This is a genomic window from Thermoleptolyngbya sp. PKUAC-SCTB121 (assembly GCF_016919485.1).
GTDB classification, from domain to species: domain Bacteria; phylum Cyanobacteriota; class Cyanobacteriia; order Elainellales; family Elainellaceae; genus Thermoleptolyngbya; species Thermoleptolyngbya sichuanensis.
This window is the reverse complement of record NZ_CP070366.1, coordinates 136,518-163,422: the sequence shown is the minus strand read 5'-3', so window position 1 is coordinate 163,422 and position 26,905 is coordinate 136,518. Positions and strand designations below refer to the sequence as shown.

Annotated in this window: 26 protein-coding genes; 13 read left to right on the top strand and 13 right to left on the bottom strand. The window is 57.0% G+C overall.

Annotation, left to right across the window (positions count from 1 at the left end):
* Window positions 1-230 precede the first annotated feature (230 nt).
* Together JTM80_RS00655 and JTM80_RS00650 are read left to right on the top strand one after the other, a co-directional pair.
* Window positions 231-1,901: a Ppx/GppA phosphatase family protein gene (locus JTM80_RS00655; RefSeq protein ID WP_172353696.1), complete on the top strand. Its 1,671-nt coding sequence runs from the start codon at window positions 231-233 to the stop codon at window positions 1,899-1,901.
* Window positions 1,902-2,495: 594 nt separating this feature from the next.
* Window positions 2,496-2,936: an Hsp20/alpha crystallin family protein gene (locus JTM80_RS00650; protein ID WP_172353695.1), complete on the top strand. Its 441-nt coding sequence runs from the start codon at window positions 2,496-2,498 to the stop codon at window positions 2,934-2,936.
* Window positions 2,937-3,294: 358 nt separating this feature from the next.
* On the opposite strand, the gene xth is transcribed toward JTM80_RS00650, so the two are convergent.
* Together xth and JTM80_RS00640 are read right to left on the bottom strand one after the other, a co-directional pair.
* Window positions 3,295-4,080 (bottom strand): exodeoxyribonuclease III, encoded by a 786-nt coding sequence (xth, locus tag JTM80_RS00645; protein ID WP_172353694.1) that lies wholly within the window; start codon window positions 4,078-4,080, stop codon window positions 3,295-3,297.
* A gap of 88 nt (window positions 4,081-4,168) precedes the next feature.
* The gene (locus tag JTM80_RS00640) at window positions 4,169-5,155 is read right to left on the bottom strand and encodes a cation diffusion facilitator family transporter (protein WP_172353693.1); all 987 of its coding nucleotides are present in this window, start codon (window positions 5,153-5,155) and stop codon (window positions 4,169-4,171) included.
* A gap of 199 nt (window positions 5,156-5,354) precedes the next feature.
* Here JTM80_RS00640 and JTM80_RS00635 point away from each other — a divergent pair, with 199 nt between their 5' ends.
* The 3 genes from JTM80_RS00635 (at window position 5,355) to JTM80_RS00625 (ending at window position 8,607) form a co-directional block, all read left to right on the top strand.
* Window positions 5,355-6,107: a DUF554 domain-containing protein gene (locus tag JTM80_RS00635; RefSeq protein WP_205371220.1), complete on the top strand. Its 753-nt coding sequence runs from the start codon at window positions 5,355-5,357 to the stop codon at window positions 6,105-6,107.
* A gap of 248 nt (window positions 6,108-6,355) precedes the next feature.
* Complete coding sequence (locus JTM80_RS00630) at window positions 6,356-7,729, top strand: NAD(P)/FAD-dependent oxidoreductase (RefSeq protein WP_172353691.1); 1,374 nt, start codon at window positions 6,356-6,358, stop codon at window positions 7,727-7,729.
* A 179-nt stretch (window positions 7,730-7,908) separates the two neighbouring features.
* On the top strand, window positions 7,909-8,607 hold the full coding sequence (locus tag JTM80_RS00625; protein ID WP_205370375.1) for a uracil-DNA glycosylase family protein: 699 nt from the start codon (window positions 7,909-7,911) through the stop codon (window positions 8,605-8,607).
* 45 nt (window positions 8,608-8,652) lie between these two features.
* Here the strand turns inward: JTM80_RS00625 and grxC are convergent, their stop codons facing one another.
* Entirely contained in the window at window positions 8,653-8,964 is a 312-nt protein-coding gene (gene grxC / locus JTM80_RS00620; protein ID WP_172353689.1) for a glutaredoxin 3, read from the bottom strand.
* Between the two features lie 95 nt (window positions 8,965-9,059).
* Window positions 9,060-9,971, bottom strand: coding sequence for a glycosyltransferase family 2 protein (locus JTM80_RS00615; RefSeq protein WP_172353688.1), 912 nt, complete (start codon window positions 9,969-9,971; stop codon window positions 9,060-9,062).
* 159 nt (window positions 9,972-10,130) lie between these two features.
* Here JTM80_RS00615 and JTM80_RS00610 point away from each other — a divergent pair, with 159 nt between their 5' ends.
* On the top strand, window positions 10,131-10,415 hold the full coding sequence (locus tag JTM80_RS00610; protein WP_172353187.1) for a hypothetical protein: 285 nt from the start codon (window positions 10,131-10,133) through the stop codon (window positions 10,413-10,415).
* Window positions 10,416-11,076: 661 nt separating this feature from the next.
* Window positions 11,077-11,679 (top strand): hypothetical protein, encoded by a 603-nt coding sequence (locus tag JTM80_RS00605; protein WP_172358756.1) that lies wholly within the window; start codon window positions 11,077-11,079, stop codon window positions 11,677-11,679.
* A gap of 73 nt (window positions 11,680-11,752) precedes the next feature.
* Here the strand turns inward: JTM80_RS00605 and JTM80_RS00600 are convergent, their stop codons facing one another.
* A complete protein-coding gene (locus JTM80_RS00600; protein WP_172358755.1) occupies window positions 11,753-13,945 on the bottom strand; it encodes a sodium:proton antiporter in 2,193 nt (730 codons plus the stop codon).
* Between the two features lie 337 nt (window positions 13,946-14,282).
* Here JTM80_RS00600 and JTM80_RS00595 point away from each other — a divergent pair, with 337 nt between their 5' ends.
* Both JTM80_RS00595 and JTM80_RS00590 read left to right on the top strand, forming a co-directional pair.
* Window positions 14,283-14,924 (top strand): hypothetical protein, encoded by a 642-nt coding sequence (locus JTM80_RS00595; RefSeq protein ID WP_172353686.1) that lies wholly within the window; start codon window positions 14,283-14,285, stop codon window positions 14,922-14,924.
* Between the two features lie 16 nt (window positions 14,925-14,940).
* A complete protein-coding gene (locus JTM80_RS00590; RefSeq protein WP_172353685.1) occupies window positions 14,941-15,642 on the top strand; it encodes a pentapeptide repeat-containing protein in 702 nt (233 codons plus the stop codon).
* A gap of 304 nt (window positions 15,643-15,946) precedes the next feature.
* On the opposite strand, the gene JTM80_RS00585 is transcribed toward JTM80_RS00590, so the two are convergent.
* The 4 genes from JTM80_RS00585 to JTM80_RS00570 form a co-directional block, all read right to left on the bottom strand.
* Complete coding sequence (locus JTM80_RS00585) at window positions 15,947-16,483, bottom strand: pentapeptide repeat-containing protein (protein WP_172353684.1); 537 nt, start codon at window positions 16,481-16,483, stop codon at window positions 15,947-15,949.
* An 879-nt stretch (window positions 16,484-17,362) separates the two neighbouring features.
* Window positions 17,363-17,599: a hypothetical protein gene (locus tag JTM80_RS00580; protein WP_205370374.1), complete on the bottom strand. Its 237-nt coding sequence runs from the start codon at window positions 17,597-17,599 to the stop codon at window positions 17,363-17,365.
* A gap of 62 nt (window positions 17,600-17,661) precedes the next feature.
* On the bottom strand, window positions 17,662-18,972 hold the full coding sequence (cbiE, locus tag JTM80_RS00575) for a precorrin-6y C5,15-methyltransferase (decarboxylating) subunit CbiE (protein WP_205370373.1): 1,311 nt from the start codon (window positions 18,970-18,972) through the stop codon (window positions 17,662-17,664).
* 20 nt (window positions 18,973-18,992) lie between these two features.
* Window positions 18,993-20,012 (bottom strand): ATP-binding cassette domain-containing protein, encoded by a 1,020-nt coding sequence (locus tag JTM80_RS00570; RefSeq protein WP_172353682.1) that lies wholly within the window; start codon window positions 20,010-20,012, stop codon window positions 18,993-18,995.
* A 573-nt stretch (window positions 20,013-20,585) separates the two neighbouring features.
* Here JTM80_RS00570 and JTM80_RS00565 point away from each other — a divergent pair.
* From JTM80_RS00565 to thrB, 3 genes are all read left to right on the top strand, one after another.
* Window positions 20,586-20,891, top strand: coding sequence for a carbon dioxide-concentrating mechanism protein CcmK (locus tag JTM80_RS00565; RefSeq protein ID WP_172353681.1), 306 nt, complete (start codon window positions 20,586-20,588; stop codon window positions 20,889-20,891).
* A 290-nt stretch (window positions 20,892-21,181) separates the two neighbouring features.
* On the top strand, window positions 21,182-21,538 hold the full coding sequence (locus JTM80_RS00560) for a carbon dioxide-concentrating mechanism protein CcmK (RefSeq protein WP_225906729.1): 357 nt from the start codon (window positions 21,182-21,184) through the stop codon (window positions 21,536-21,538).
* Between the two features lie 58 nt (window positions 21,539-21,596).
* Window positions 21,597-22,523 (top strand): homoserine kinase, encoded by a 927-nt coding sequence (gene thrB / locus JTM80_RS00555; protein ID WP_205370372.1) that lies wholly within the window; start codon window positions 21,597-21,599, stop codon window positions 22,521-22,523.
* A gap of 50 nt (window positions 22,524-22,573) precedes the next feature.
* Here the strand turns inward: thrB and JTM80_RS00550 are convergent, their stop codons facing one another.
* The 4 genes from JTM80_RS00550 to apcA form a co-directional block, all read right to left on the bottom strand.
* Window positions 22,574-23,065, bottom strand: a complete 492-nt coding sequence (locus JTM80_RS00550) for a DM13 domain-containing protein (RefSeq protein ID WP_172353679.1) — start codon at window positions 23,063-23,065, stop codon at window positions 22,574-22,576.
* 483 nt (window positions 23,066-23,548) lie between these two features.
* A complete protein-coding gene (locus JTM80_RS00545) occupies window positions 23,549-23,752 on the bottom strand; it encodes a phycobilisome linker polypeptide (RefSeq protein WP_068510880.1) in 204 nt (67 codons plus the stop codon).
* Between the two features lie 306 nt (window positions 23,753-24,058).
* Window positions 24,059-24,544 carry an allophycocyanin subunit beta gene (gene apcB / locus JTM80_RS00540; protein WP_172353678.1) on the bottom strand — a complete coding sequence of 162 codons (486 nt, stop codon included), beginning with the start codon at window positions 24,542-24,544 and terminating at the stop codon, window positions 24,059-24,061.
* Between the two features lie 60 nt (window positions 24,545-24,604).
* On the bottom strand, window positions 24,605-25,090 hold the full coding sequence (apcA, locus tag JTM80_RS00535) for an allophycocyanin subunit alpha (protein ID WP_068510885.1): 486 nt from the start codon (window positions 25,088-25,090) through the stop codon (window positions 24,605-24,607).
* Between the two features lie 585 nt (window positions 25,091-25,675).
* Between apcA and JTM80_RS00530 the strand changes: the two genes are divergently transcribed.
* Window positions 25,676-26,839 (top strand): GuaB3 family IMP dehydrogenase-related protein, encoded by a 1,164-nt coding sequence (locus tag JTM80_RS00530; protein WP_172353677.1) that lies wholly within the window; start codon window positions 25,676-25,678, stop codon window positions 26,837-26,839.
* Window positions 26,840-26,905 lie beyond the last annotated feature (66 nt).

Genomic DNA, 26,905 nt, shown 5'->3' with positions numbered 1-26,905 from the left:
AATCTGTCTGTATAGCTGCGGATACAAGCGCCTTAATGTAGAAATTAGCGACTGGAAACAGCCAAAGACACCACAAGTTCGCTGGGGCACTGAACTGCGATCGCCCTAGTCTACAAACCTGTGAATCTCCAATTGTTCGTAAAACGGTGTTTGCTGCCCTGGCACTGAGCTTGCAGCGGGCTGTGGACTCTGAGCTTGCTCCTGTGCTTCTCTAAACCCTGGATCTCCGGATGATTAGTGTGTTCTCTAAGCGCAAAAGTGTGCTGCCAACCCCCATTTCCTCTGCCGTGATTCAAGATCGCATCCTGGCCGCGATTGATGTAGGGACGAACTCGATCCACATGGTGGTCGTCAAGATTGACCCCACGCTGCCTGCGTTCACCATTATTAACCGAGAAAAGACGACGGTGCGTCTGGGCGATCGCGATCGCGCTACGGGCAATCTGACTCAGGCGGCCATGGAACGGGCGATCGCCACGCTGCGCCGCTGTCAGGACATTGCCCAGATGCACCACGCCGAGGCGATCGTAGCTGTGGCCACCAGCGCCGTGCGCGAAGCCCCCAACGGACGAGACTTTTTGCAACTGGTAGAAAACGAACTGGGGCTGGAGATTGACCTGATTTCGGGGCAGGAAGAGGCCCGGCGAATCTATCTGGGCGTACTGTCGGGGGTGGCGTTTAACGAACAGCCCCACGCGATTATCGACATCGGCGGCGGCTCGACGGAGCTAATCTTGGGCGATGGCCACGAGCCGCGCTGCCTCACTAGCACCAAGGTCGGCGCAGTGCGGCTGACGACGGAGATGGTCAGCACCGACCCCATCAGCAGCAGCGAGTTTAACTACCTGCGGGCTTACGTGCGCGGGATGCTGGAGCGCTCGGTGGACGAACTGCTGAGCAAAGTTCGCGCTGGGGAAACCCCCCGTCTGGTGGGAACCTCCGGCACCATTGAGACGCTGGCCACCCTGCACGCCCGCGAACACACGGGCACCGTGCCCGATCCGCTGCATGGCTACCAGATTCCCCTAGCGGATTTGCGCGAAATGGTGAATCGGCTGCGCCGCATGACGATGGCCGAGCGAGCCGCCCTGCCAGGAATGTCGGATCGGCGAGCAGAGATTATCGTGGCGGGGGCGCTGATTTTGCAGGAGGCGATGGAGCTACTGCGGCTGGATTCGGTGACGATTTGCGAGCGATCGCTCCGAGAAGGACTCGTGGTGGACTGGATGCTGACCCACGGGCTAATCGAAGACCGTCTGCGCTTCCAAAGCTCCATCCGCCAGCGCAGCGTCCTCCGCGCCGCCCAAAAATATCAGGTGAACCTGCCCTACGCTGAACGGGTGGCAACCTTTGCACTCAGCCTGTTTGACCAGACCCAGGGCATCTTACACAATTGGGGGCACGAGGAGCGAGAACTGCTGTGGGCAGCCGCCATGTTGCACAACTGTGGACACTTTATCAGCCACTCTGCCCACCATAAACATTCCTACTACCTGATTCGCAATGGCGACCTGCTGGGCTATACGGAGATTGAAATTGAGGCGATCGCCAATTTGTCCCGCTATCACCGCAAGAGCTGTCCCAAGAAAAAGCACGACAACTACCGCAGCCTGACCACCAAGAAACACCGCAAAGTCGTCGAACAGCTCAACACGCTGCTGCGGATAGCGGTCGCCCTCGATCGTCGCCAAATCGGGGCGATCGACAGCATCACCTGCGAGGTAGTGCCTGCTCAGCAAGAGTTTCGCCTGCTGATCCATCCAACCCACCCCAACGACGATTGCGCTCTGGAACTGTGGAGCCTGGATGGCAAAAAGGGCTGTTTTGAAGAAGAGTTTGGGCTGAAAGTCGTGCCCAAGCTAGTGCCGTTGCCCCCTGACGCTGGCTCCTACTTGACCTAGAGCGTGCTTTAAAACCCTTCGATCCCCCCTAGCCCCCCTAATAAAAAGCAGGGAACCGAGTCGAACCACTCCGGAAGTCCCCCTTATTAAGAGGGACTTAAGGGGGATCGATCCAGAAGTGTTGAATCTTGATGGTAAAACTTTACAAAAAGCACTCTCAAGAGGCGGATTATTGAGAATGGAAGCAATAAGTAGGTCATTACAGGCAGAATTATAGATCTTTTGTACTGGATTCAGCTATGAACTTGCCCTGCTAACATTGCGTTCAACACTTCTGGGATCGATCAAAGCAATCAACGGCCTAGAAAGTTTTAAGACACTTCCTAGAGATGTGATGAAAGAGCGGGTTTGGTACGGGAATAAGAACCCAGCGAGTCCAAAAAACCGACCCCCACTCCTGAATCGCTTGCCGTACCATAATGATTGTCAGCCATCAATCGTCTGAGGATCAGAAACGCCCCGTCCAACCAACCAGCTAAATCAACAGAAGCTCACTCCCTTAGCGGAAGTGTTGGCGAGGCGACGACTCAGACGATAACCCTAACTAGCGTTGATTCCACATTCTCAAACTACTGTCTCTAGGAGGCGATGGATATGGCACTCGTTCGATGGGAACCATTCCGTGAGATTGAAACGCTACAACGGCAAATGAATCGGCTGTTTGATGAGTTCCTGCCAGCGACTACAGAAAACCACAAGCTGACCAGCTTCATGCCGCTGGCAGAGATGGAAGAAACCGGTGAAGCGATTCACCTGAGGCTGGAAGTCCCTGGCATGGATGCCAAAGACCTCAATGTTGAGGTTTCGGCAGACTCCGTTAGCATCAGCGGCGAACGCAAGTCGGAAAGCAAAACCGAAGAAAAAGGCATGACCCGAACGGAGTTCCGCTATGGCAAGTTCCAGCGGGTGATTCCGTTGCCGAGCCGCATCCAAAACGACAAGGTTACGGCTGAATACAAGGACGGTATCTTGAACCTGACCTTGCCGAAGGCCGAGGAAGAAAAAAATCGCGTCGTCAAGGTGAGCCTAGGCTGAGGGAGAGTTCCGCGCAGCTTCACGGCTGCTTCCCTCGCCTGGGTTGCGGCGAACCAAGATTCCGTCTAGCTGGTAAACAGCGCATACGAGAGGTCGTTTATTGAAGACCTGCTCAAGCGTGAATCGCTGCCGTGAGTCGCTGTGCTGCTATTGGCTCAGCAAACTCACGTTGAACCTAGAGAGCAACGAGCCATCTACCCTCAGGGCTGACAGGGTAATGGAGTTGCTCTCTTTTTTTTGGACTTACGCAGTCGGACAATAGTCCTGGTTTTTGTTGACGGTGTGATGTGCAGCGCAAAAAGCGGGAACCCTCACTAGCGATTTAGGCGATTTAGGCAATTTACGCAATTTACGCAATTTACAACTCCACGATTACTGGCGTGTGGTCGCTGGGCTTTTCCAGCTTGCGGGGCGCTTTGTCAATGATGCAGCTTTTAGCCTCGGCATAGAGCGGCGGGCTGAGGTAGTGATGGTCGATGCGCCAGCCCAGGTTGCGGCGAAAGGCGGCAGCGCGGTAGTCCCACCAGCTAAACTGTCCATCTTCCTGGTTAAACTTGCGAAACGCATCCGCCAGCCCCAAGTCGAGAATGGCCCGCAGCGCCTGCCGTTCGGCATCGGTGGCCATGACTTCTTTTTCGCGCCCGGTGGGATCGTGGATATCTCGATCTTCCAGCGCCACGTTGAAATCGCCGCAGACTAAGAGTTTGGGATTTTCCTCCAGCAACTTTGCCAAATACTCGCGCAGCACCGCCAGCCAATTGAGCTTGTAGGTGTATTTGTCGCTGCCGACGCTGGAGCCGTTGGGCACGTAGAGGTTGACGATGCGAATGCCGTCGAGCACGCCCGTAATGACTCGCTTTTGGTCGTCAAACGGTGTGGCGATCGCCCCTCCTAGCACAGGCTCGAACCCACAACTGACCGACTCCAGCGGCGTTTTGCTGATCAGCGCCACACCGTTGTAGGACTTTTGCCCAGAGACGTAGCAGGTATACCCCAGATCGGTAAACGCAGCCATCGGAAAGTCAGCATCCACCACCTTCGTTTCCTGAGCGCACAGCACATCCACCGGATTCTCCGTCAGCCAGTTGGCGACCTGTTCTAGACGGGTGCGGATGGAGTTGACATTCCAGGTGGCGATCTTCATGCAGGACTACGGGAGCGCGGGAGAGGACGTGATGAGTAGTTTACTGCATCCCTCCGTCACTCTATGATTCCATCACTCCATTACGCCATCACTCCTTGACCACCAGTTCCAGGCTAGGCGGCATCGACAGATTCACTAGGGGTGTTGCAGGCGGGGCAGCAAGCTGGAGCGTGGTGTCGGTGAGTCCGAAAGTGGCTTGCAGGGAGGCTTGCAGGGTTTGCAGGAGGCGATCGCGCTCTGGGCCATCCTGCGGGTTCACCGTCAGATGAGCAGTGAGGGCGACTTGGCCTGGGGCGATCGCCCACAGGCGCAGCGTTTCCACCGCCTGCACGCCTTCGGTTTGCAGCAGATGCGCTTGGACAGCGGCAGGGTCAAGGTAGGCGGGCGCTTGTTCCAGCAAAATGTTCAAGCTTTGGCGGATGAGCGGCACGGCTCCGGCCAGGATGAGCGCAGCAACGACCAGGCTAATAGCTCCGTCGGCCCACGTCCAGCCAAAGAGCCAGACGGCGATCGCCGCCAAAATCACACCCAGCGACCCAATCGCGTCGGACACTATGTGCAAAAATGCGCCCTTCAGGTTCAGGTCGTGGTGGCTATGGTCGTGCAGCAGAGACGCATTTAGCAGGTTCACCCCCAGCCCCACGGCCGCCGTAATCAGCATGGGCAGGCCCAAAATTTCGGCATCGGGGTGTTGCAACCGCTCGACTGCTTCCCAGGCAATCCAGAGGGCGATCGCCACCAGCCCCAGCCCGTTTGCCAGCGCCGCCAGAATTTCCACCCGCCGATAGCCAAAGGGAGCCTGCGCCGACGGCGGCCAGCCCGCAATCCAGGTTGCCAACAGCGCCAGCGCCAGCGCCGCCACATCCGACAGCATATGCCCCGCCTCCGCCAGCAGCGCCAGACTGTGGCTCGACAGGCTGACCGCCAGTTCCACCAGCGAGAACCCGCCAATCAGCCCCAGCGCAATCCACAGCAGTTTTGCTTTTTTCTGGGCATCCACCGTGTAGGAATGGGGCGTTGGCAAACCAGATCGGTGGGGCGCTTGGCAGCCCTCTGGACAGTCGGCGGTATGCATGAAGGCTGGAGGAACACGACAAAAGACCTTGTTTGGGATCATCCCACAAAATTCCCTGAGCAGCCACGACGGAAGCCGGGGGCGGCAGGTTCCGTCTAGACCGCAGAATAATGAAGTGGGGAGCGGATGAGATAAGGTGATTTTGGAAGATTTTCTCCTGCTTCGCAGTTCGCCCCATCACCCCGTCACCTCGTACCCCATGCTAGATTTTTGGGCAAAAACCAGCGGCACCTGGATCAACGTTGCCACGGTTCTACTGGGTACTGCCCTGGGGCTGCTGCTCACCGGGCACTTGCCAGAGCGGATGCAGCGAGTGATCAAGCAAGGGCTAGGGCTGACGACGCTGTTTATCGGCATCAGCATGGCAGGCAGCCTGAACCAGGTCAGGGGCGGCATCGTAGACGGCGTGATTTTGGGACTGCTGGCGCTGGTGGCGGGCGGGCTGCTGGGCGAGTGGTGGCAGATTGAAGAACGGCTGGCGATCGCCGGAGATTGGCTGAAATATCGGGTCAAGGGCAAGGGTCGCTTTACCGATGGTTTTGTCACCGCCAGCTTGCTGTTTTGCATTGGCCCGATGGCCATGATCGGCAGCCTAAACAACGGGCTGGTGGGCGATGCGCGGCTGCTGACGCTGAAGGCAACGATAGACGGACTGGCGGCGATCGCCCTCACAGGCAGCTACGGCATCGGCGTTGGCTTTTCGACCCTGGCAATTTTGCTGTATCAAGGCGGCCTCTCCCTAGCCGCCGGACTCCTGGCCCGCGCCCTCCCCGATCCCGCCAGTTCACCGCCCGTACTGCTGGCAACGGGCGTAGGCGGACTCATGATTCTATCCATCGGGCTGAACCTGCTAGAAATTGGCAACGTGCGCGTCGGCTCCTTCTTGCCAGCCCCCTTCCTCGCGCCGCTAGTGTACTGGCTCGCCGTTTGGCTCACCGCCGCTTTTGCATAAGGCGGGCCCAAGGGTTGAGGCGTAAGGAATCGTTTTGTGGAGGTACGCGATTTTCCAACCACCCGAATCTCGAACCCCGAATCTCGAACCCCGAATCTCGAACTTTTAAAGCTTTTATTTATGCAGAGATGCCGTAAATGTACAACGTTACACACGACATCCCCGATTCGGGCGGCTAACATGGCGCTTAATATCTTGAACAATGTCCTCATCTACGTCCTCATCTACAGAACCGCCTGAGAACCCCTATGGACGCGATCGCAACACCAGAGCCGCACCACGTCGTCATCATTGGCGGCGGATTTAGCGGTCTATACGCCGCCAAAACGTTGGGACGCGCAAAAAACATTAAGGTGACGCTAGTAGACAAGCGCAACTTCCACCTGTTTCAGCCCTTGCTATATCAAGTGGCAACGGGCACGCTGTCGCCAGCCGACATTTCTTCGCCCCTGCGCGGCATTCTCAGCGACTACAAAAACATCACCGTCCTGATGGATGAGGCGGTTGATCTTGATCCACAGGCACAAGTGCTAAAGCTGCGAGAGCAGGAGATTCCCTACGACACGCTGGTTGTGGCGACGGGTGTCAGCCACCACTACTTTGGCAACGACCAGTGGCGCGACACCGCTCCAGGGCTGAAAACCATTGAAGATGCGCTAGAAATGCGCCGCCGGATTTTTGTCGCCTTTGAAGCAGCAGAGAAAGAAACCGACCCCGAAAAGCGCAAGGCATGGCTCACCTTCGTCATTGTGGGCGGCGGCCCGACGGGAGTTGAGCTAGCCGGGGCGATCGCCGAACTCGCCTACCGCACGCTCAAAGAAGACTTCCGCAACATCGACACCTCAGAAGCCACCATCCTGCTGCTTGAAGGGATGGATCGGGTGCTGCCGCCCTACGACCCTGACCTGTCGGCAAAGGCGGCCGAATCACTATCCCGTCTGGGCGTGACCGTCCGCACCAAAACCCTGGTGACGCAGATCGAACCCAGCGACAGCGGCGACGTGGTAACGATGAAAAGCGGCACGCCGGATAATCCCCTGATTGAGACCATGACCGCTCGCACCATCCTCTGGGCAGCGGGGGTAAAAGCCTCTGGCATGGGCAAGGTGCTGGCAGATCGGGCGGGGGCGTCGTGCGATCGCGTCGGGCGCGTCATGGTGGAACCTGATTTCAGCATCGCGGGCTATCCCAACATCTTCGTCATCGGCGACCTGGCCCACTATGCCCACCAGGGCGATCGCCCCATTCCGGGTGTCGCTCCGGCCGCCGTGCAGGCCGGTGAATACGTCGCCAAGACCCTCCAGCGACGCATCCAGGGGCAGTCCGTAGAACCCTTTATCTACAAAGATCCAGGTAGCCTGGCCATCATCGGGCAAAATGCCGCGGTGGTTGACTTGGGCTTCGTCAAGTTTTCTGGCCCGCCGGCCTGGTTTGCCTGGGTGTTTGCCCACATTTACTATCTGATCGAGTTCGACAACAAGCTGATCGTCATGCTCCAGTGGGGCTGGAACTACTTCACCCGCAAGCGCGGCGCACGGCTGATTACGGGTGAGGGCGGTGTGGCGACCGCAGAGGCCGCAGGGACGTATCGGACTAGGGTGAAGGAGCCGGTGGAGGTGTAGGGAAGAGGGAAGAACGAAGAACGAAGAACGAAGAACGAAAAGGGAAAAACGAAGAGGGAGGAAGAGAGAGGGGTGGGCGATCGCGCTGGTTTGTGTTGGCCGGTTCGGGTTGCCGATTCGTTTTACAATGAAGCTTCCATAGGTTTAATCTCTGATCACCAAGCCCTAGACCGAATCCAATGGCGAGCGAAGACCAAATCGACTTATTCAGTCTGGCGGAGGTCGCCGCGCCCGCCGCATCTGCCAGCTTCGACCCGTCCCAAATTCCCACTAGCGCCCGCATCCCCATTCCACCGGGAACCTACGCCTCGATGGAGGAGATGAAGGCGCACTGCGACCAGTGTCAGCGCTGCGAACTGGGGCAAAATCGCACCCATGCGGTCATTGGGCGTGGCGGACTGGCTGCGCCCGTGATGATTGTCGGCGAGGGGCCAGGGCAAACCGAAGACGAAACCGGGCTGCCGTTTGTCGGCAAGTCGGGTCAGTTGCTTACGAAAATTCTGGAATCGGTGCAGTTAACTGACGAGGACGTGTTCATCTGCAACGTGGTAAAGTGTCGCCCACCAGAGAACCGCACCCCCACTTCCGCCGAAGCCGATGCCTGCAAGGGCTACCTGATGGAGCAAATTCGGCTGATCAATCCCAAGATTATCTTGCTGACCGGGGCTACTGCGCTAAAGGGCTTGCTGGGCATCAAGCAGGGCATTACCAAGGTGCGCGGCCAGTGGATCGAGCAAGACGGCCGCTTCTATATGCCCATCTTTCACCCCGCCTATCTGCTGCGGAACCCCTCTCGCGAAAAGGGCAGCCCCAAATGGCTGATGTGGCAGGATATTCAGGCAGTGCGGGCGAAGCTAGATAAGATTCGCGGCACTTGAGATTCGCCTTGAGATTCGCGGCACTTCTGAATAGTTCTCACTGGGTCATCCTGCCTGACTCAGCAGCGCGTCTAGCTTTCCGGCTCGATCGAGCGCGTAGAGGTCGTCGCAGCCGCCGACGTGCTGGTTGTTAATGAAAATTTGGGGGACGGTGCGGCGGCCGTTGGCGCGTTCAGCCATTCTCACGCGGGCAGCCCCGTCGCCGTCGATTTTGTATTCGGTGAAGTTCACGCCTTTCCAGCGCAGCAGCATCTTGGCCCGGATACAGTAGGGGCAGGTCTGCCAGGTGTAGATTTCGACGTTGGCTTTGACGGCTTCGGGGCGGCGACCCAGGAGGGCGTTGAGTTTGTTGAGCATCGGTTGAATCTTGGAATAAAGACGCTAGTAAAGTGAAATCAGTGGGAAATCTGTGGGAAATCTGTGGGGGGCAATTCGGGCATCTAGGCTGAAGACTAATTCTTTTTCACTGGATTCAGGCGACCGTTGAGCTTTTGCAGTTCGTAGAGCTTGACGCTGATTTGGTATTCGTACTGACTGAGCAGGCGGGCGTAGGTATATCCGGCGTGGCCGTCGAGAAAGCCAAAGCGGAGGATGTAGAACAGGACAAAGCGGAGCAGCGGGCGGCAGGGCAGGCGCACCCACAGGCGTTTAAGGAAGCGTTTGCGCTGGATGGCGTTACTCCACCAGTGGGTAGTGCGATCGCCCATTGTTCCGGCTTCATCCATGCCATTGAGTAGATTGTAGTAGACACGGGCTTCCCAATTGGAGTAGCGGTTGTGGCGCTCTAGCCAGTGGTAGAGATCCCGATAGTCTATGTGGAGCATATCGGTGGTGAGGTAGCCTGCGGTTCCTTCCAGGACGACGTGTTCATGCACTTCGTTGTCGCCTGTGTTGGGGGCAGCGTCGGTGTGCAGATTTTCGTAGCGTCCTTTGGCATGGCGAAACAGGCGCAGGTTCCAGTCGGGATACTTACCGCCGTGGCGAATCCATCTGCCCAGAAAGTAGACGCGACGGTTCAGGTAGTAGCCGTTCAAGGCTAGATTTTGGATGGCTTGGGCGATTTCGTCCCAGAGGGCAGGGGGGATGCGCTCGTCGCAATCGACAATTAGCACCCACTCGTTGCGAAAGGGGAGATGGTCGAGGGCCCAGTTTTTCTTTTTGGGCCAGCGCCCGCTGAAGTGGAACTGTACGACCTTTGCGCCATAGTCTGCGGCAATTTCGGCGGTGCGATCGCCACTTTGCGAATCCACCACGAAAATCTCATCAGCAGGCGCAAGGCTTTCCAAACAGGCAGGCAAATTTAGCTCCTCGTCTTTGGCAGGAACTAGCACCGAGACGGGGATGCGGTTGGGCAAATGGGTCATTTCTAGCGGTCAGGAGATCGTCCAACTGCGTAAGTTCTAACAAAGTTTCATCCTGAACCGTAGCAAAACCCTCAGGCCGAGCTTAATATAAGTTAACAAAGCCAAGCTTGAGTGATGTCCTGACTGCGGAGAGCCGTTCTCGCTCCCCGATTTCTAAATATGCCCAGACGCACTTCGCCGAACGACTTGCAGCATTGGGAAGACGCTTCCGATCTAGAGCATCTGGTGGTAGACAAGCGATCGCACAAGCGGGCCACCCCCGCCAAAGGTCGTCGCCGCAACCGTCGCTATGAAAAGCGGCTGCTAAACCACTATCTGGAAAATTCTGACGATTTGGAGTTGGATTTAGAGACCTTGGAGAATGAGCCGAGTGTGCCGGACGATCTGATGCAGACGGGCGATCGCCCCTCGGTTCTCAAGCAGCGTCCTGTAAGCACCCAGTGAGGAAAGGTTCTCAGCGGCTCACTTTTTGAAAATAGTCCCAGGTTTCATAATTTGCACGACCACTATTGTCTTTGAAATGGGTGCGAGTGACCACAATGAGCTGATCATTTTGCATCCTTGCCCAAATCCACTTATCCGCAAACCCCTGGTCGTAGCTCCCTCTCACCCATTGGGGTCGCTGATAAACAGGTGTCCAGCCCCAATCACACGCAGTCGGATGACAAGCGCCATAGGCTCGAATTCTGCCAACATGGGTCGGCTGGGGCTGACAGTTGCCATCCGGGCAGGAAATGACATCATGGCAAGCAGAACGATACTCAACTCTGACCAAGGAGCGAGTGTTGGGATTCAAGTTCTGCCAAACGCCATCCATCGGGTTTGCAGCGCAGAGGGCGTGGGCGGGTTCGGGCAGGGATACTACTCCAGTGGTCGCTAAGCCCAAAACGCTGATTGCCTGAACCCCTATCAGTAGAAAAGTCGTGAGTGATTTACGCATGATACTGAGCCTGAGTGTGTGATGATATCCACTTCATCAGGCGCAATCAGATGAGTTATGCAGTCAAAGACTACCCAGCCGGGGAATCTTGGGACAGTTTTATGGGAGGGCCAGCTTGTGACCGTTGATTCGTCGTCTGAAACGACTCCTTCTCCAATGCCAGAAATGACAGCAGAAATGACCGAAGATCAGGCGATCGCCACGCTGTTTCAGGCCGCAGCGACTTTCTGGGATGGCGGCGATCGCCCCTCGGCGCAAGCGCTGGTGGCAGCCATGCTAGCGGCAGAAACGACCGCACGACACCAAAAAACGCCCCTCGCGTTTGAACATTTATTGGGACAATGGCGGCTTTGTTTTACCACGGCCACGCGCAAAGCCCGCCGACGCGGGATTCGACTGGGGCCGGGTTTTTATTGGCCCAAGTTTGTGCCCGCGCAGATTAGCTTTGCATCGGCTGACCCAGCGACGAATCAAGGCACGATTGCCAATCAGGTGACGCTGGGCGGGCTGTGGCTTCGGTTTACTGGTCCCTGCCGCTTTCAGCCCAAAAAGAATCTGCTGGCGTTCGACTTTACCGAAATGGGGATTGGCGCGGGCGATCGCCCCCTGTGGCAGCGCAGCCTGCGCGAAGAATCGGCGGAAGCTTTTGCGGCACGGGCGATCGCAAAATTGCCCTTCTTTTCGTTTTTTCAGGCTACACCCCACTTTTTGGCAGCGCGGGGACGCGGCGGTGGTCTGGCAATCTGGGTCAAGCGGCCAGACTGCTAGGAGTCAGATTGCCAAGAGTCAGATTGTCAAGAGTCACCACACTGCAATCACCACATTGCTAGCAGTCAGACTGTTAGGAGACAGACGCTTCTGACACATCCTCTGGCGTGATGCCGGAAGTCAGAGCATCGGCCGCAGCTCGAGGCGTTTCGCTTTTGGGTTCACTAGGAACTGCATCAGGGGTTTCGTCGGGAGTTGCGTCGAGAGTTGCGCCGGGGATTTCGTCGGAAACCGTAGGGTCAGGGCGATCGCCCTCGACATCCTCAGCGACAGGCGCAGCAGCGATGGATTTCGACAAAAGCTGTTCGATTTCCACCGACGGCTGGGGCAGGGTTTCCACCTCGGCAATGCGCTCCGGCATCAGGCGGGCGTTGGGGTTGCTGCCGCCCAATCGTTTCAGCATTTTGGATTTGGGATTGTGCCACAGGTATAGGAGGCGATCGCCCTCCTGCAAGACCTCAGTCGAGGCAACCTGAAGTTGCCCATCGCGCTCCACCAGCAGCGGCATCAGCTTGCCATCCGCAATCAGCGTTGCCAAATGGACTTGCTGCTCCACCAGGATCGGCTCCTGAAGGACGGTTTCTCCTAGGCGCACATCGCGATCGTCTAAATAGCGGTTCCAGGTTTTCAGCGGCATTTTGGGCACAAAGGCGGGCTGAACCTTGGGCGAGGTAGGGGAAGTTGTAGAGGAACTGGCAGCGCTGGTGGCGATCGCCACAGGTTCGCTCTCCTGGCTCAAATCTCCTGGCACAACGGCCAGCACGCGAGGCGGCTGAAACTCTTCCGCAGCCCGCTGCGCCAAAACTTGATTCACCTGGCCATTGCTGGTTAGCGCCAGAAACGTGCCGACCCGCCCCAGCCCCGCCTGTTCCAGCACGTCCGTATCTAGCGCACTGCTGGCGATCGCCCGCAAACCCTCCTGCTCCGCCAGTTTGCACGCCGCCAAGTCAGTGTCGATCAGCACCACCGATTCGCCCCGCTCCTGAAACATGCGCCCAATCAGCAGGCTCAGCGGGTTGCAGCCGACAATCACCGCGCCCGTCGCCTGCTTGGAGGTAATGTCCAGCCACTCCGCCACCCACCGCGCCGTCAGCCCCTGCAAAAACACCGTCGAGAGAATCGTCAGAAACACCAGCGCCTTGATCGCCTCACCGCCGCTGATGCCCCGCTGGGTTAGCAAAATCGCAAACAGAGAGGCCACCGAAGCCGACACAATGCCCCTGGGGGCGACCCAACACATGAAAAGCTTCTGTCGCCAGTTCAGACCGCTGTTCCACGTACACACCGCCACATTCAGCGGCCGCACGATAAACATCAGCGCCAGCACCGTCAGCCCCGCGCCCCAGCCCAGCGCAAACAGGCTTGCCAACGACAAATCCGCCGCCAGCAGCACAAACAAAATCGACACGGCCAAAATCGTCAGTTGCTCTTTGAATCGCCGCAGCAGCCGCTCATCGGGAATCGACGAAGCCCGCAACACCAGCCCCGCCAGCACCACCGTCATCAGCCCCGACTCGCTGCGAATGCTCTGGGCCAGCCCAAACAGACCCCACACGCCTGCCAGCACCACCAGATTTTTCTGCCCTTCTGACAAAAACTTCGCCTGCTTGAGAAACTGCCCCAGCAGCCAGCCGCCCAGCGCCCCAATGCCGCCGCCAATGCCCAGCCGCAGCAGCAGCCCGCTAGCCACCGACAGCGGAGCCGCGTTGCCGTTCAGAATCACATCCAGCACCACCACCGCCAGAATCGCACCCACTGGGTCAATCAGCACGCCCTCGCCTTCCAGCAAGCTGGACACCTGGCGATCGACTTGGACCTGTTTCATCAGCGGGCTGATCACCGTCGGCCCGGTGACGACCACCAGCGCGGCGTAGAGAAAGGCGATCGCCCAGGGAAATTCCCCCAGCCAGTGGGCCGCCATGCCGCCACCCAACAGCGTAATCAGCGTACCCAGGGTGACGAGGTTCCGCAGGCTGCCCGATACCGTGCTGAGCTGCCGCAGTTCCAGGTTCAGCCCGCCCTCAAACAAAATCAGCGCCACCGACAGCGCCACGATGACTTCTAGCCCAAGACCGAGGGACTGCGGATGCAGCCAGTCCAGCCCGTCGCCCCCCAGCAAAATGCCGAAAATCAGCAGAAATACAATGCTGGGCACATTAAAAAACGCCGCCACCACCTGACCGCTAATGCCTGCCAGCACCGCAATCACAAATTGCAGCATCAGTGCCAGCGGCGTTTCGGGCGTGGGCGACAATCCCTCAATCATGGCAACACTCATGGCAACAGGTGGGCACTTGCCGCCCCAAAACACGGTTTACCACAATGCCTTTAGCCAAATGCCTGAATCTGAAGACGGCTGTGAATAGGGTCTGACTCATCATTTTCTAACTGTAATCGGCAACGGGCGGTATAAACCGATCCTAGCTTTCCCCGCGCCCCCCATTCTCTTCACACGAGGAATCTGGCTGGCTCTCTGGGGTCGATCGCGCTGCTCAGAAATCCGCCACACAAATCTCACGCAAATCTTGCGCTCACTCCCAGCCGTACCCAGAAAAGCTATACACTGGGCAATGGCTTGTCGTTTTTTTCACCCGTAACCAGCTTTGGGAATTGAGCTTCGCAGCTACGTTTACATTGACCGCTTACAATCCCAGCACGCCGCCTACATGGGCACCGTCGCCGTTGGTTTTTTGCCGCTGCCGGGTGATGCCTCTCTGTGGATCGAGATTTCGCCGGGAATTGAAATCAACCGCCTGATGGACATTGCGCTCAAATCTGCCGTGGTGCGGCCGGGCGTGTTGTTTACCGAGCGGCTGTATGGCTTGCTGGAGGTGCATTCCAGCAGCCAGGGCGAAACCCAGGCGGCGGGCCGGGCGATCCTGGCGGAACTGGGCGTGCGATCGCAGGACTGCTATAAGCCGCGCATCATCTCCAGTCAGATTATCCGCAACATTGACCCCCACCACGCCCAGCTCATCAACCGCAACCGCCGGGGTCAAATGCTGCTGTCGGGGCAAACGCTATACGTGCTGGAGGTCGAGCCAGCCGCCTATGCCTCGCTGGCCGCCAACGAAGCTGAGAAGGCAGCGCTGATCAACATTCTGCAAATTTCCTCTGTGGGCAGCTTTGGGCGGCTCTACCTGGGGGGCGAAGAACGGGACATTATTGCAGGGTCGCGTGCCGCAATCGAGGCCATCGAAAACTCGTCGGGTCGTCCGTTCCCTGACGCAGGACGCAAGGAGTAGGGCACGGGAGCAGGCTATGGCAAACGCCGAGCATATAGCGCTGCTGCGGATGGGGGGCGATCGCTGGAACCAGTGGCGATCGCACGCTCCCGACATCACGCCAGACCTCAGCCACGCCAATCTCATCGGGTTCGACCTGCAAGGGATTAATTTGCGTCGTGCCAACCTCCAGAGCGCAAACCTGGCCTTTGCTTTGCTCCAAGCCGCCGACCTCAGCCACGCCGACCTGACCCTGGCAACCCTGCACAGCGCCCAGTTTCAGGCGGCTGACCTGTCGAATGCCGTGCTGGTTGGGGCGACCCTGCAACAGGCGGACTTGCGAGATGCCAGCTTTTACCGCGCCAACGCGACCGGGGCAGACCTCAGCCATGCCAACGCCCGCGCCACCAACTTTGCCTATGCCAATTTGGAGCGCAGCAGCCTCGCCTATGCCAATCTGCAACGCGCCACGCTAAACCACGCCAACCTGTGCAAAGCCAACCTGCTAGAAACAGAGTTAATTAACGCCTATCTCTTCGAGGCGCAGCTTCAGGGCGCACAGTTGGTTTCCACGCACCTCAGCCGCGCTTACCTGTTTGGGGCGAATTTTCAACAGGCAACGCTCATCCAGACAGATTTGCGCTGGGCGACGCTTAGCCACGCAAACTTAGAAGAAGCAATTCTGCAAGACACCGACCTCAGCCGCTCCATCCTACAGCCCCGCCTGCCCCAGTGCTAGCATTAAAGCTCCTCCAGGCAAAGCTAAAAACGAAATGGTTAGAGGGTGTTTGAAAAGGTATCGTTTGTAATGTTAAGCACTCAGAGATCCCCCCAGCCCCCCTTAACCAGCCCCCCTTAACAAGGGGGGAAACCGCCTTAAAGTCCCCCTTTTTAAGGGGGATTTAGGGGGATCTTGCACGCTTTGCTACAAACAGTAGGACTTTTCAAACATCCTCTTATTTCAAACATCCTCTTAGAAGTCCTGGAAGCGCTTAACTAGCGATCCAAAATCGCAAATCCAAAATCAAGAACCGATATCAGAACTAATCCTCAAACACTGCCCCTTTTTGGATGAGCTGTCGCCGCGTCTCCTTGGGAATGCCTTGGTTCTGACGAAAGCGAGCCTTTTCGACCTCTACACCGTCTAGGTTTGCGTCGTTGAAGTTGACATAGTACAGGTTTGAACCACAAAGATTTGCGCTGTAAAGGTTTGCGCCCCGCAGGTCAGCACTCATCAGATTTGCTCGCCGCAGGTTAATCCCCAACAGCATCGCCTCTCCCAGTTTGGCGCGGCAGAGAGCGGCTCCTGTCAAATTGGCGTAGCGCAAGTCCGAGGCAAACAGATTTGCATCCGACAAATCTGCACCAATCAAGTTTGCCCGCATGACCGTGGCGCTGGTTAGATTTGCACCCGATAGCGTTGCGCTCGTAAGACTGGCATCATTAAGCTTTGCGCTGATTAGCACCGCGTTATTGAGCATTGCGCTGGTCAGGTTTGCGCCGCAGAGATCAGCGCTACTGAAGTTCGCGCCCCGCAAATCCGCGCCAATGAGGACGACCCCTTTGAGATCCGCCCCCATAAACATTTTTCCGCTCAGCCCCAGCTTGGGATGAGCGGAACCTAAGACATTACTTGTATAGCCTAGCCCAGCAGCCTTTAGAAGTTCAGCGGGATCGTCAGTCTCAGCATTCTGAACCCGGTTGATTGCCTGTAGAAGTCCTTGAAGCGAGTCCTGTATCTCCTGACTCTCTAGACCTCTATCACCCCGTGCAAATTCTTGTAAAAATCTCTTAAGGGCTTGATCTTCGTCACTCACATCTTAACCCATCTGCTGAAGGTATACCCTTGGGTTTGCTTCCCATAGTTTAATCAGGGTTTCAATCACTGCCCGCTTGCTAGGGCTGACCTCTTTTGCTAGAAGCTCTTGGAGGGCTGCTACGGAACTACACGCCTGAGGCTGCATGTCGGACGTGGAGGAGGCGGCATCAGAACCGGAAACAACATACAGGTGCCTGGGCAGGGTGCCCTCGAAACGATCAGCGTGCAGCATAACAGCTTACCGAAGGTGGGGTGGGATTCTAGAGAAGGGAATGACTGGGTAGAGGAACTCGGTCAATCGAACTGCTCAATCGAATATAACTTCAAACTAAACCCGAAGCGTCAGTCAGTGCATCATCCAATGGGCATCACTCAACAGCAGGATTACCTCAAGAAACATCAAAGGGATAACGCCAGCCTGCATCGCGGCCCTGAGTACAACCACAGAAACCTCTAAGGGGCTAACCCTCTTTCCTATGAAAGACAGGCTCCTAACGCCACAGAGACTCAAGAACCAGAGTTAAGCGCCAGAGTTATAGTTACACTTCATACACTATAGCAGCAAACTCTTCGCACTGCCTAATAATTTGTCATGAATAGATTTTCGATCATCTCACCGAGCGTCTAATGGGCTAATCCCTCATGCAGTGCGGGGTTGACGCTTCATCACCAGCGCAACGAGCAGTGCTGCTGTGCCGCAGGTTAGCCCTAGGAATAGCCAAAGTCTGAGGTTTCGCCCTTTGTAATAGGCAACCGCCGTTGCAGCCAGCCCAATGACGCAATGCAGCGCGAGGAGGAGGTAAAGGGTCTGATCGGCGGGCATGACGGGGGCGATCGCCCTGATATCTGTTTCTAAAGCTTCTAAAGCAGTGTCCATTGGGAAGGGGGTGAGGGGTGTGAAAAGACGGCTCGGTGAGGATTGTAGCACTGCGGGCTGGCTTAGCTGAGTATCGGGGCGCGATCGCTGCGCTGGAGCGTGATTAGTGTGACGGGGTTGAGCGGGGCAAAGCGGGTGAGGGCGGCGACGGGCACTGTGCGGGCAAGGTTGACCTGGAGGGCGTGCTGTTGCCAGGCGGAGCGGTTCGCCTGGAGCCAGGTCTGGGCGATCGCCAGATGGTCGAGGGTGGCGATCGCCAGCACCATCCGTCCTCCCGGCTTCAGCACCTCGGCGCAATCATCCAGAATTTCGCCCAACTGCCCGCCGCTGCCGCCAATGAAGACGCGATCGGGCGCGGGCAGCAGGCTCAGCGCTGCCGGAGCTTTTCCCTGCGTAGGTTTGAGGTTTTTGACCTGAAAGCGCTCAGCATTTTGCTGGATCAGGGAGAATCCGGCAGCGGTTTTCTCTAGGGCATATACGGTGGACGCGGGACAGAGGCGGGCCGCTTCGATGGCAACCGACCCCGTGCCCGCGCCGATATCCCACACTACTTGCCCCGGTTGTAGCGCCAGTTCTGCTAGCGCCAGCACCCGGACATCGCGCTTGGTCATCAGGCCGGGGCGATCGCCAAAACTGAGAAATGCCGCATCGGGAATCCCGAACATAGGCAATGTCGCCAGATCAGGCGCGTCTGCCTCTGCGTCGCGCAGCAGAATCACCACGTTCAGCGGCGCAAACGGGGTATCTTGTTGGGTCGCCAACTCTGCGGGCGCAAAGCACTGGACTCGCTCATCTGCGCCACCCAAGTTCTCGCAGACCCAGAGGTGATATTGCCCCGGCAGGTCCAGATTGCACACCAGCCGGGCGATCGCCGGGGGGGTATTGTGCCCATCTGTCAGAGCAGCGATTTTGGCTGCACCCTGCTGCAAGGCTTGGATCAGCGTGTCGGGCGATCGCCCGTGGGCGCTGACCAATCGCGCATCCTGCCAGGGCACCTTGACCCGGCTAAAGGCAAGCTGGATGGCGCTGAGGTGGGGATGAAAGGTAAGCCAGTCGGCAGGAAACTCGGACAACAGCAGCCGCCCCAGTCCAAAAAACAGCGGGTCGCCGGAGGTGAGAACGGCTATGGACAAATCTGTATCTGGATCTGCATCTGTCTCAGCTTGGGAAGCAGCACCGATGTAGGCGTGGATTTGCCGCAGCATGGCGTGGAAATCTGCCAGGGGAACTTTGGGGGCGGCGTGGTCGGGGAAGTAGGCCAGATGGCGATCGCTCCCCACCAGCAGCGTGGCGCGATTCACTGCCTGCCGTGCTGCCGCCGTCAGCCCTGCGGCACCCTCCAGCCCAATACCCACAACATGAATCGGAACCATTTAGGGCTGCACCCGGCAAACTAGCGCATATTCTGCTTTTTCTCTTTTTTGGGATCGCGCTTGGCAGCGGCGGCAATCTCGGCATCCAGGATGGTCTTTCCAGTCGCGGCGAGGTACACGTCATCCAGGCTGGGGCGCGACTGCGACACACCGAAGATGGGCAGCCCGTTTTCCTTTAGCACCTGCTGAATCGTCAGCAGCGCATCGCTCTGAGTGTCTACGACCAGGTTTAGCGAATTGCCCTGGGCTTCGTTCACAATCACCTCTTGCACAAAGGGCAGCGTTTTCAGCAAGTCCGTGGCCCGCTGGGCTTCGTCTGCTGGGGTAAACTCGCGCAGGCGCAGGGTGATGCGATCGCCCCCCAGTCCGTCTTTCAGCGCCGACGGCGTGCCAGCGGCAATCACCTTGCCCTGGTCGATAATGGCGACCCGATCTGCCAGCGCGTCTACTTCCTCCAGGTAATGGCTGGTCAACAAGACCGTTGTGCCGCCCTCCCGCAGCTTCCGCAAAAAGTCCCAAACCGCTGTGCGGCTTTCGATGTCTAGCCCCACGGTCGGCTCGTCCAGCACCAGCACGTCCGGCTGATGCAGCAGCCCCGCTGCTAGGTCTAGTCGCTTGCGGATGCCGCCGGAGTAGGTGCCTGTTTTTTTGTCGGCGTAGTCGGTCAGTCCCAACAGCGTGATTACATGAGAAATGCGATCGCCAATCGTTGCCTTGGGCAGATGATACAGCGCCGCTTGCAGTTCCAGCAGTTCCCGCCCCGTCAGCACCTTATCCAGCGCCACTTCCTGGGCGACGTAGCCAAGCCGCTGCCGCGCCAGTCGGGGATTTTCTAGCACCGAGTCGCCCGACACCTCGATCCGTCCCGCATCAGGCGTAGACAGCGTGCAGAGGCAGCGAATCGTCGTCGTTTTGCCTGCGCCGTTGGGCCCCAGCAGCCCAAAGATTTCTCCTGGCTCGATCTGAAGCGACACGTCTTTGACCGCTTCTACGCTGCCGTAGCGCTTCTGTAGGTTTTCGATTAGAACTGCGGGAGCCATGCCAGTTTTAGTGAGCAAGTCACTTGAGTTGACGACACTTCATATTCTACAGAGTGCCGACTAGGGAAGGGGAGGCGATGGGCGATCGCCCCTCATAGCTCATAATTGATCCTCTTCGCGCAGCAACGATGCGTAGTCTTCCATCCCTGCTTCGGCAAGCGCTCGATCGGCTTCTGCAAATTCAGTATTGAGAAGCGCGAGCTGCTCGGCATCGAGCATTCGACGGCGCTTGTTGCGAAATCTTAGAAACGCAATAAAGTCGGCAACCTGTTGAAGCTCTTCGGTCGTGAGCTACTCAATTTCTTGCTTAATGCTTTCGCGGCTAACGGTTGCACCAGATTTCAACATAGAGGGCAAGGTTGCGGCAAGTCTAGATTTCTACATCCTAGTGTAGGAATGTATGTCCGATGAATGGACAGGCTTTATAGATAAGGCGATCGCCCTCCGTTTGCCCTATAACCCTTTCATCCCACAAACCATTCGTCCGCACCCATGCGCCCGCGCAGCAAACTCCGTACAATGTAGTCTTGAGATAGAATGCTGAGATTTTCAATGTGAGCCGGGAGCGCCAGTATGCCAGCAGCCGTGGGAGTGATTCAGACCGTCGGGTTTCCAGGGATTTTGGCGGCGGCAGATGCGATGGTGAAGGCGGGCCGGGTGACGCTGGTGTATTACGGACTGGCGGAGCGGGCGGAGTTCCTGGTGGCGATTCGCGGCAGCACCTCGGAGGTCAAGCCCGCTATTGAGGCTGGGGTAGAAGCGGTGAATCAGGTCTATGGCGCGGAACTGGTGGACTACTACATCATCCCCAACCCACCGGAAAACCTGGAAGTAGTGCTGCCGATTAAGTACACCACCAAAGTTCAGCAGTTCATGTAATGGAGTTGTGGGGTTGGCGTAATGGGCGATCGCCCATTTGGACTTCCTCCGATGACTTTGCCAAGTCCCTTACAAAAACCCAATTGCAGCGGTAATAGATGCTTATCAATCGCGCTGATTAACGCCTATTTCTGTGCATTAAGCATTTTTGTAGATATGACTCGAAGCGTAGGGAAAGCCATCGATTTTTTTCGATGGGGCATCACTTGACCGTACAATGTGGGTTGGATTGGGTTCGATTTTTACCCGCGAGTTGAGTATCGGGCGAGCGATCGCCTCTGGAGAGAATCATGCCGGTTGCAGTTGGCGCACTAGAAACGAAAGGTTTTCCTGCCGTGTTGGCAGCAGCAGATGCGATGGTGAAAGCGGGTCGCGTAACCCTGGTGGGCTACATTCGCGCCGGAAGCGCCCGCTTTACGATCATGATTCGCGGCGACGTGTCGGAAGTGAAGCAGGCAATGGATGCGGGCATCGAGGCGGCGCAAAACACCCCCGGCGGCACGCTGGAAACCTGGGTGATTATTCCCCGCCCCCATGAAAACGTAGAAGTGGTGCTGCCCATCGCCTTTACCCCGGAGGTCGAGCAGTTTCAAGACGCTATCGGTGTGCCGCGTCTGCCGGGTCGTGGGAATGGCGCTGGGCAATAGCCGACGGGGTAATAGTTTAGGGGCAATAGTTTAATCGAGCGATCGCCAACCTTGCACCATGACCCTGCCCGACCACGCCATTGTTTCTGTACCCGCAACGACGACCAACATCGGGCCAGGGTTCGATTGTCTGGGCGCAGCGCTGTCGCTCAGAAATCACTTCACCTTTACCCGCCTAGACCAAAGCATCGAGCCGGTTCAGATCTCGGTTTCAGGACTGGAAGCAGCGCGGGTCAAAACCAACGAAACGAATCTGGCCTATCAGGCCTTTGCCAAATTATTTCAGCATCTCAAGCAGTCGCCGCCGCTGATTAAGCTAGAGATTCGCTTGGGCGTGCCTTTGGCGCGGGGGTTGGGCAGTTCTGCCACGGCCATCGTCGGCGGGCTGGTGGGTGCAAATGTGCTGGCTGGGTCGCCGCTAAGCGAAGCCGAACTGGTGGCAATCGCCGTAGACATGGAAGGCCACCCGGATAACGTTGTGCCTGCGATGCTGGGTGGCTGTCGGCTGGCAGCAACCGATCTGAACGGAGAATGGGCGATCGCCCCTGTGCCCTGGCATTCCGAAATCGTCCCTGTTGTTGCGATTCCTGATTTTGAACTATCTACCGCCGAAGCCCGCCGCGTTCTGCCTGCCGCATACAGCCGACCCGATGCAGTGTTCAACATGGGGCATCTGGGGCTACTGCTGCGGGGATTGGACACTGCTCACTCCGACTGGCTCCGCGCCGCGCTGCAAGACCGCATCCATCAACCCTATCGGCGATCGCTCATTCTCGGCTTTGATGCCGTAGAAGCCGCCACCGTTGCTGCGGGAGCCTACGGGCTGGTGATCAGCGGTGCCGGCCCAACCCTGCTGGCCCTGGCCCACGCCGATATCGCGCCCCTGGTTGCGGAAGCCATGAAAGCCGCCTGGGAAGATCAGGGAATTTCAGTCCAAGCTCAGGCGCTGCACCTCGACCCAACGGGGGTTTCGGTTCAGGTCTAGCCGCCTGGCTGACTGTTTACACTGGCTGACTGTTTACACTGGCTGACTGCTTACAGCAGTTCCGCCGCGCCAAAGGTTGCGTTAAACCGTCGGCACCACACGGCTGCTGAGTTAAACTCGTCCAGATTTACGCTATTGGGAATTGCGTAGCGCTGTGCCCCCTGGGTTCGCTGCAATTCTGCTAGCACCACATAATCGCCCTCCCGGATGGCATGGGCAGGCGGAGTGGTGGAACCAATCACATTCCCGCTGCGATGCAGAATTACCGTCAGATCGGGACCGCTATTCGTGCGGAAGTCGTTGCCCAATTCTAGAAACCGTTGCCCATTTTCAGTCACGATTTGGGCCGCCCCTTGCGTTGGATGTTCGCCGCTCACAAAGGTTCCAGACTTCACAATACTCGGACTTGCGGCGATCGCCCCAGGAGATGCAGCCGGAGAAGATTGCGGTGAAGCAGCAACGACCTCCGAAGTCGCCGCGACAGATGGCTCAGCGGGCGGTTCCACGGCCACCTGAGCAGCACAGCCAATCCCAGTTAGCATCGTCAAACCCAAACAAGCTCGATACAGGTTCATCAACCCTCCTCCAAGCAAAGTTCTCAGCACCTTTCTCAAACAGCGATCGCCCCCATCTTGGCAGGCATCGCCGAAGCAAAGCTGATAATCAGATGAGAATTGCCGAAGCAGAAGTGGTGGACTGGATCGAAAATCCTACAACCATCCTGGGCAATCGGCTCGGAACTTCTGGTTCTTCAGGTAGGCTAGGATGCTGTTTTCATGATTGCTCATGCCTTGCGCCCGCGAGAAGTCGCCCGCCTGTGAAAGTCTGTAGTTCGCCGATGGAAATAAATTTCGGCAAAAAAAAGAGACCATAATGGTCTCGTTTACCTCAGTAGAGTCTTCAACTCGGAAACCAAAAGCTTGATCATGCTGGCGGGCAATGGGTTACAACCCGACCAATAGCCTCACTTCTATAGCGATTTCCATAGCCAAAACCTAAAAGCTAGCTGGGGAGGGCGATCGCCCCTAGGCCAGTCCAGTATTCGAGCCAGGCTTACCCGTTGCCAGCTCAACCTTCACAATCTTGCCGCCCATTTTCTGAATGCGCTGCTGCTCCCGGAACCAGCTATCGTAGGGAACCAGCTTGGTGAAATAGGTATTTTGCAGTTCGCGCTGGGTGCGAATCCGGGTCTGGCTGGGAACGCAAGCCGTAATCTTGAACATCCGCATGGGTTACATCTCCTAACCGGAAAGAAGCAACGAAATAGATTAGCCGCACCTGTTTCAAAGTGCCCGTTCTGAGCAGGCAGAACGTTGAGGAAAAAAGTCGATTGATATCAACCCAAAAATTCTTAAATGCTGGAAGCCTAGCGTTAATCTCAAACCCTCGGAGCCACTTCTTGAGAGAAAAAGCCTGCGATCGCCTGAGACCAACACCAGAACTCCCAGCCAAAAGTTACCAAATTCAAAAGCGTAAACCGTGAAGCTCGAACCCTTTCAATTCAGACTTCTTGTTTCCGCTTTCATCCTTGGAGCCTAGCTCAAGCCGGAGCAGATGTAGTCGAAGTACACGCCCATTTCCTTGCCAGCGTCAGCACCCACCAAGCTGGCAGTCACTTCTTTCATGGCTTGGATCGCTTGCACCGTCGCAGCTACAGGCACGCCCAGCGAATTGTAGGTTTCCTTCAAACCGTTGAGCACGCGCTCATCCAGGATAGAAGGGTCACCAGCCAGCATGGCGTAGGTGGCATAGCGGAGGTAGTAGTCGAGGTCGCGGATGCAAGCTGCATAGCGACGGGTGGTGTACATGTTGCCGCCGGGACGGGTGATGTCCGAATACAGGAGGGACTTGGCAACCGCTTCCTTCACGATGGCAGCAGCGTTGGCGCTGATGGTGGTGGCGGCGCGGACGCGCAGTTCACCCGTGGAGAAGTAGCCCTTCAGCTTTTCCAGAGCGGCGGTATCCAGGTATTTGCCCTGAACGTCAGAAGAATTAATAACAGAAGTAATTGCGTCTTGCATGGTCTCGCTTCCTTAAAAAGTGAATCTTGATGCATTCAGGCAACAGTTGAGGGCAAAACCCTACTGCATTGCGCCGATAACGTAGTCGAAGTAAGCGCCAGCTTCAGCCGCATCTTCGCCAGACATCATGGACGTTGCCACGTTCTTCATTGCGCGAACGCCTTCTGCCACTGCTTCGATGGGAGTACCCAGAGACTTGTACATCTCACGTACACCCACGATGCCGATTTCTTCGATGGGAGTGACATCGCCTGCAACCACACCGTAGGTCACCAGACGCAGGTAGTAGTCGAGGTCACGCAGGCAAGTAGCCGTCATTTCTTCGCCATAAGCGTTACCACCGGGAGAAACCACGTCGGGACGCTTTTGGAACAGTTGGTCACCCGCTTGCTTCACAATCCGCTCGCGAGAGTCGGTCAGCACTTGGGCAATCCGCAGACGCTTTTCACCAGAGGTGACAAAGCCTTTGATCCGGTCTAGTTCACCCGGGCTGAGATAGCGAGCCTCAGCATCGGCATTCACGATTGACTTCGTGACAATACTCATTGATGGATTCCTCCGAAAAGCAAAATGTAACCAGATGTGTCTAAACTGGCGTTCATGTCTGAACGACTGAGCCGCTAGCCAGGTAACCTCCAGAGCGCCGCACAGGAAACCCTATGCAGGAAAACCCATGAGAAAGTCTCTGAGAAGGCTCGCTAAACAAACTCAACTGAACTCATCAAATTCATACAGTTGAGTCTTTTGCGGACTGGCATAGTAACTTTCCATACTCTACCCCTAGCGATACCCCTCCACACGAGTGTGACCAGAAGTACATAAGGGTTGAGGCTCAGCTACCTTCCGCAAACATTTTGCGGCATCAGGTTGTCATTCTTAGTTTTGTCGCAACATTTTGTAATCTTCTTCCTCAGGATTGACAGAAGTACCGCCATTCTGCTGTTTGGGTCTTGCGCCATCGTTTGGTTAAATAGGCAACAGATCACGCCCAATTTTTGGTAGTCTAGTTCCTTATTGGGTTGAAAAAAGTAGCTTGCATTCTAAGTCGTGAGTGAATTCTCGCTTGCGTGATTTGGGGTTGTAGTGCCTACCGATTTCAGCCTCGATGTTGGGTCAAGCAGAGGGTGAATAGTGGACATCCAAATTGGTAAGGGTAAATCTGCCCGCAGAGCCTACGGTATCGACGAAATTGCACTGGTTCCAGGTTCGCGCACGCTCGACCCATCTCTCGCCGATACCCGCTGGACGATCGGCGGCATCGAGCGGGAAATTCCGATTATTGCCAGCGCAATGGACGGGGTAGTGGATGTGCGGATGGCGGTAGCGCTGAGCGAACTGGGCGCGCTAGGCGTGTTGAACCTGGAGGGCGTGCAGACGCGCTACGACGATCCAAATGCCGTCCTAGATCGAATTGCATCGGTGGAAAAGCACGAGTTTGTGCCGCTGATGCAGGAGCTATACGCAGAGCCGATTAAACCAGCGCTAATTGAGCAGCGGATTCAGGAAATTAAGCAGCAGGGTGGGATTGCGGCGGTGAGCGCGACTCCGGCAGGTGCGTCTCGGTTTGGGCAGACCGTGGCCAAGGCCGGCGCAGATCTGTTTTTTGTGCAGGCGACGGTGGTGTCTACGGCGCATCTGTCGCCGGAGTCGATCACGCCGCTAGATTTGGCAGACTTTTGTCAGGAAATGCCGATTCCTGTGATTTTGGGGAATTGCGTGACCTACGATGTGGCGCTGAATTTGATGAAGGCGGGCGCATCGGGCGTGCTAGTGGGCATTGGGCCGGGCGCAGCCTGTACCTCTCGTGGGGTGTTGGGGGTGGGTGTGCCCCAGGCGACGGCGATCGCCGACTGCGCGGCTGCCCGCGACGACTATCATCGGGAAACCGGAAACTATGTGCCAATCATTGCGGATGGAGGTCTGATTACGGGTGGCGATATCTGCAAGTGCATCGCCTGTGGTGCAGATGGCGTAATGATTGGGTCGCCCTTCGCTCGTGCGGCCGAAGCGCCCGGTCGTGGCTATCACTGGGGCATGGCAACGCCCAGTCCTGTGCTGCCTCGCGGAACCCGCATTCGCGTGGGGACGACGGGGACACTGCGCGAGATTTTGCGCGGGCCGGCAAAGCTGGATGACGGTACACACAATTTTTTGGGTGCGCTGCAAACCAGCATGGGCACACTGGGTGCAAAGGACATTCGGGAGATGCAGCAGGTCGAGGTGATTATCGCGCCGTCGCTGCTTACGGAGGGCAAGGTCTATCAGAAGGCTCAACAGCTTGGCATGGGTAAATAAGCCCAGATGGGTAGATAAACCTATTCGTCAAGTAACAATCTGATAAATTTTTCCCCTAGATGGGGC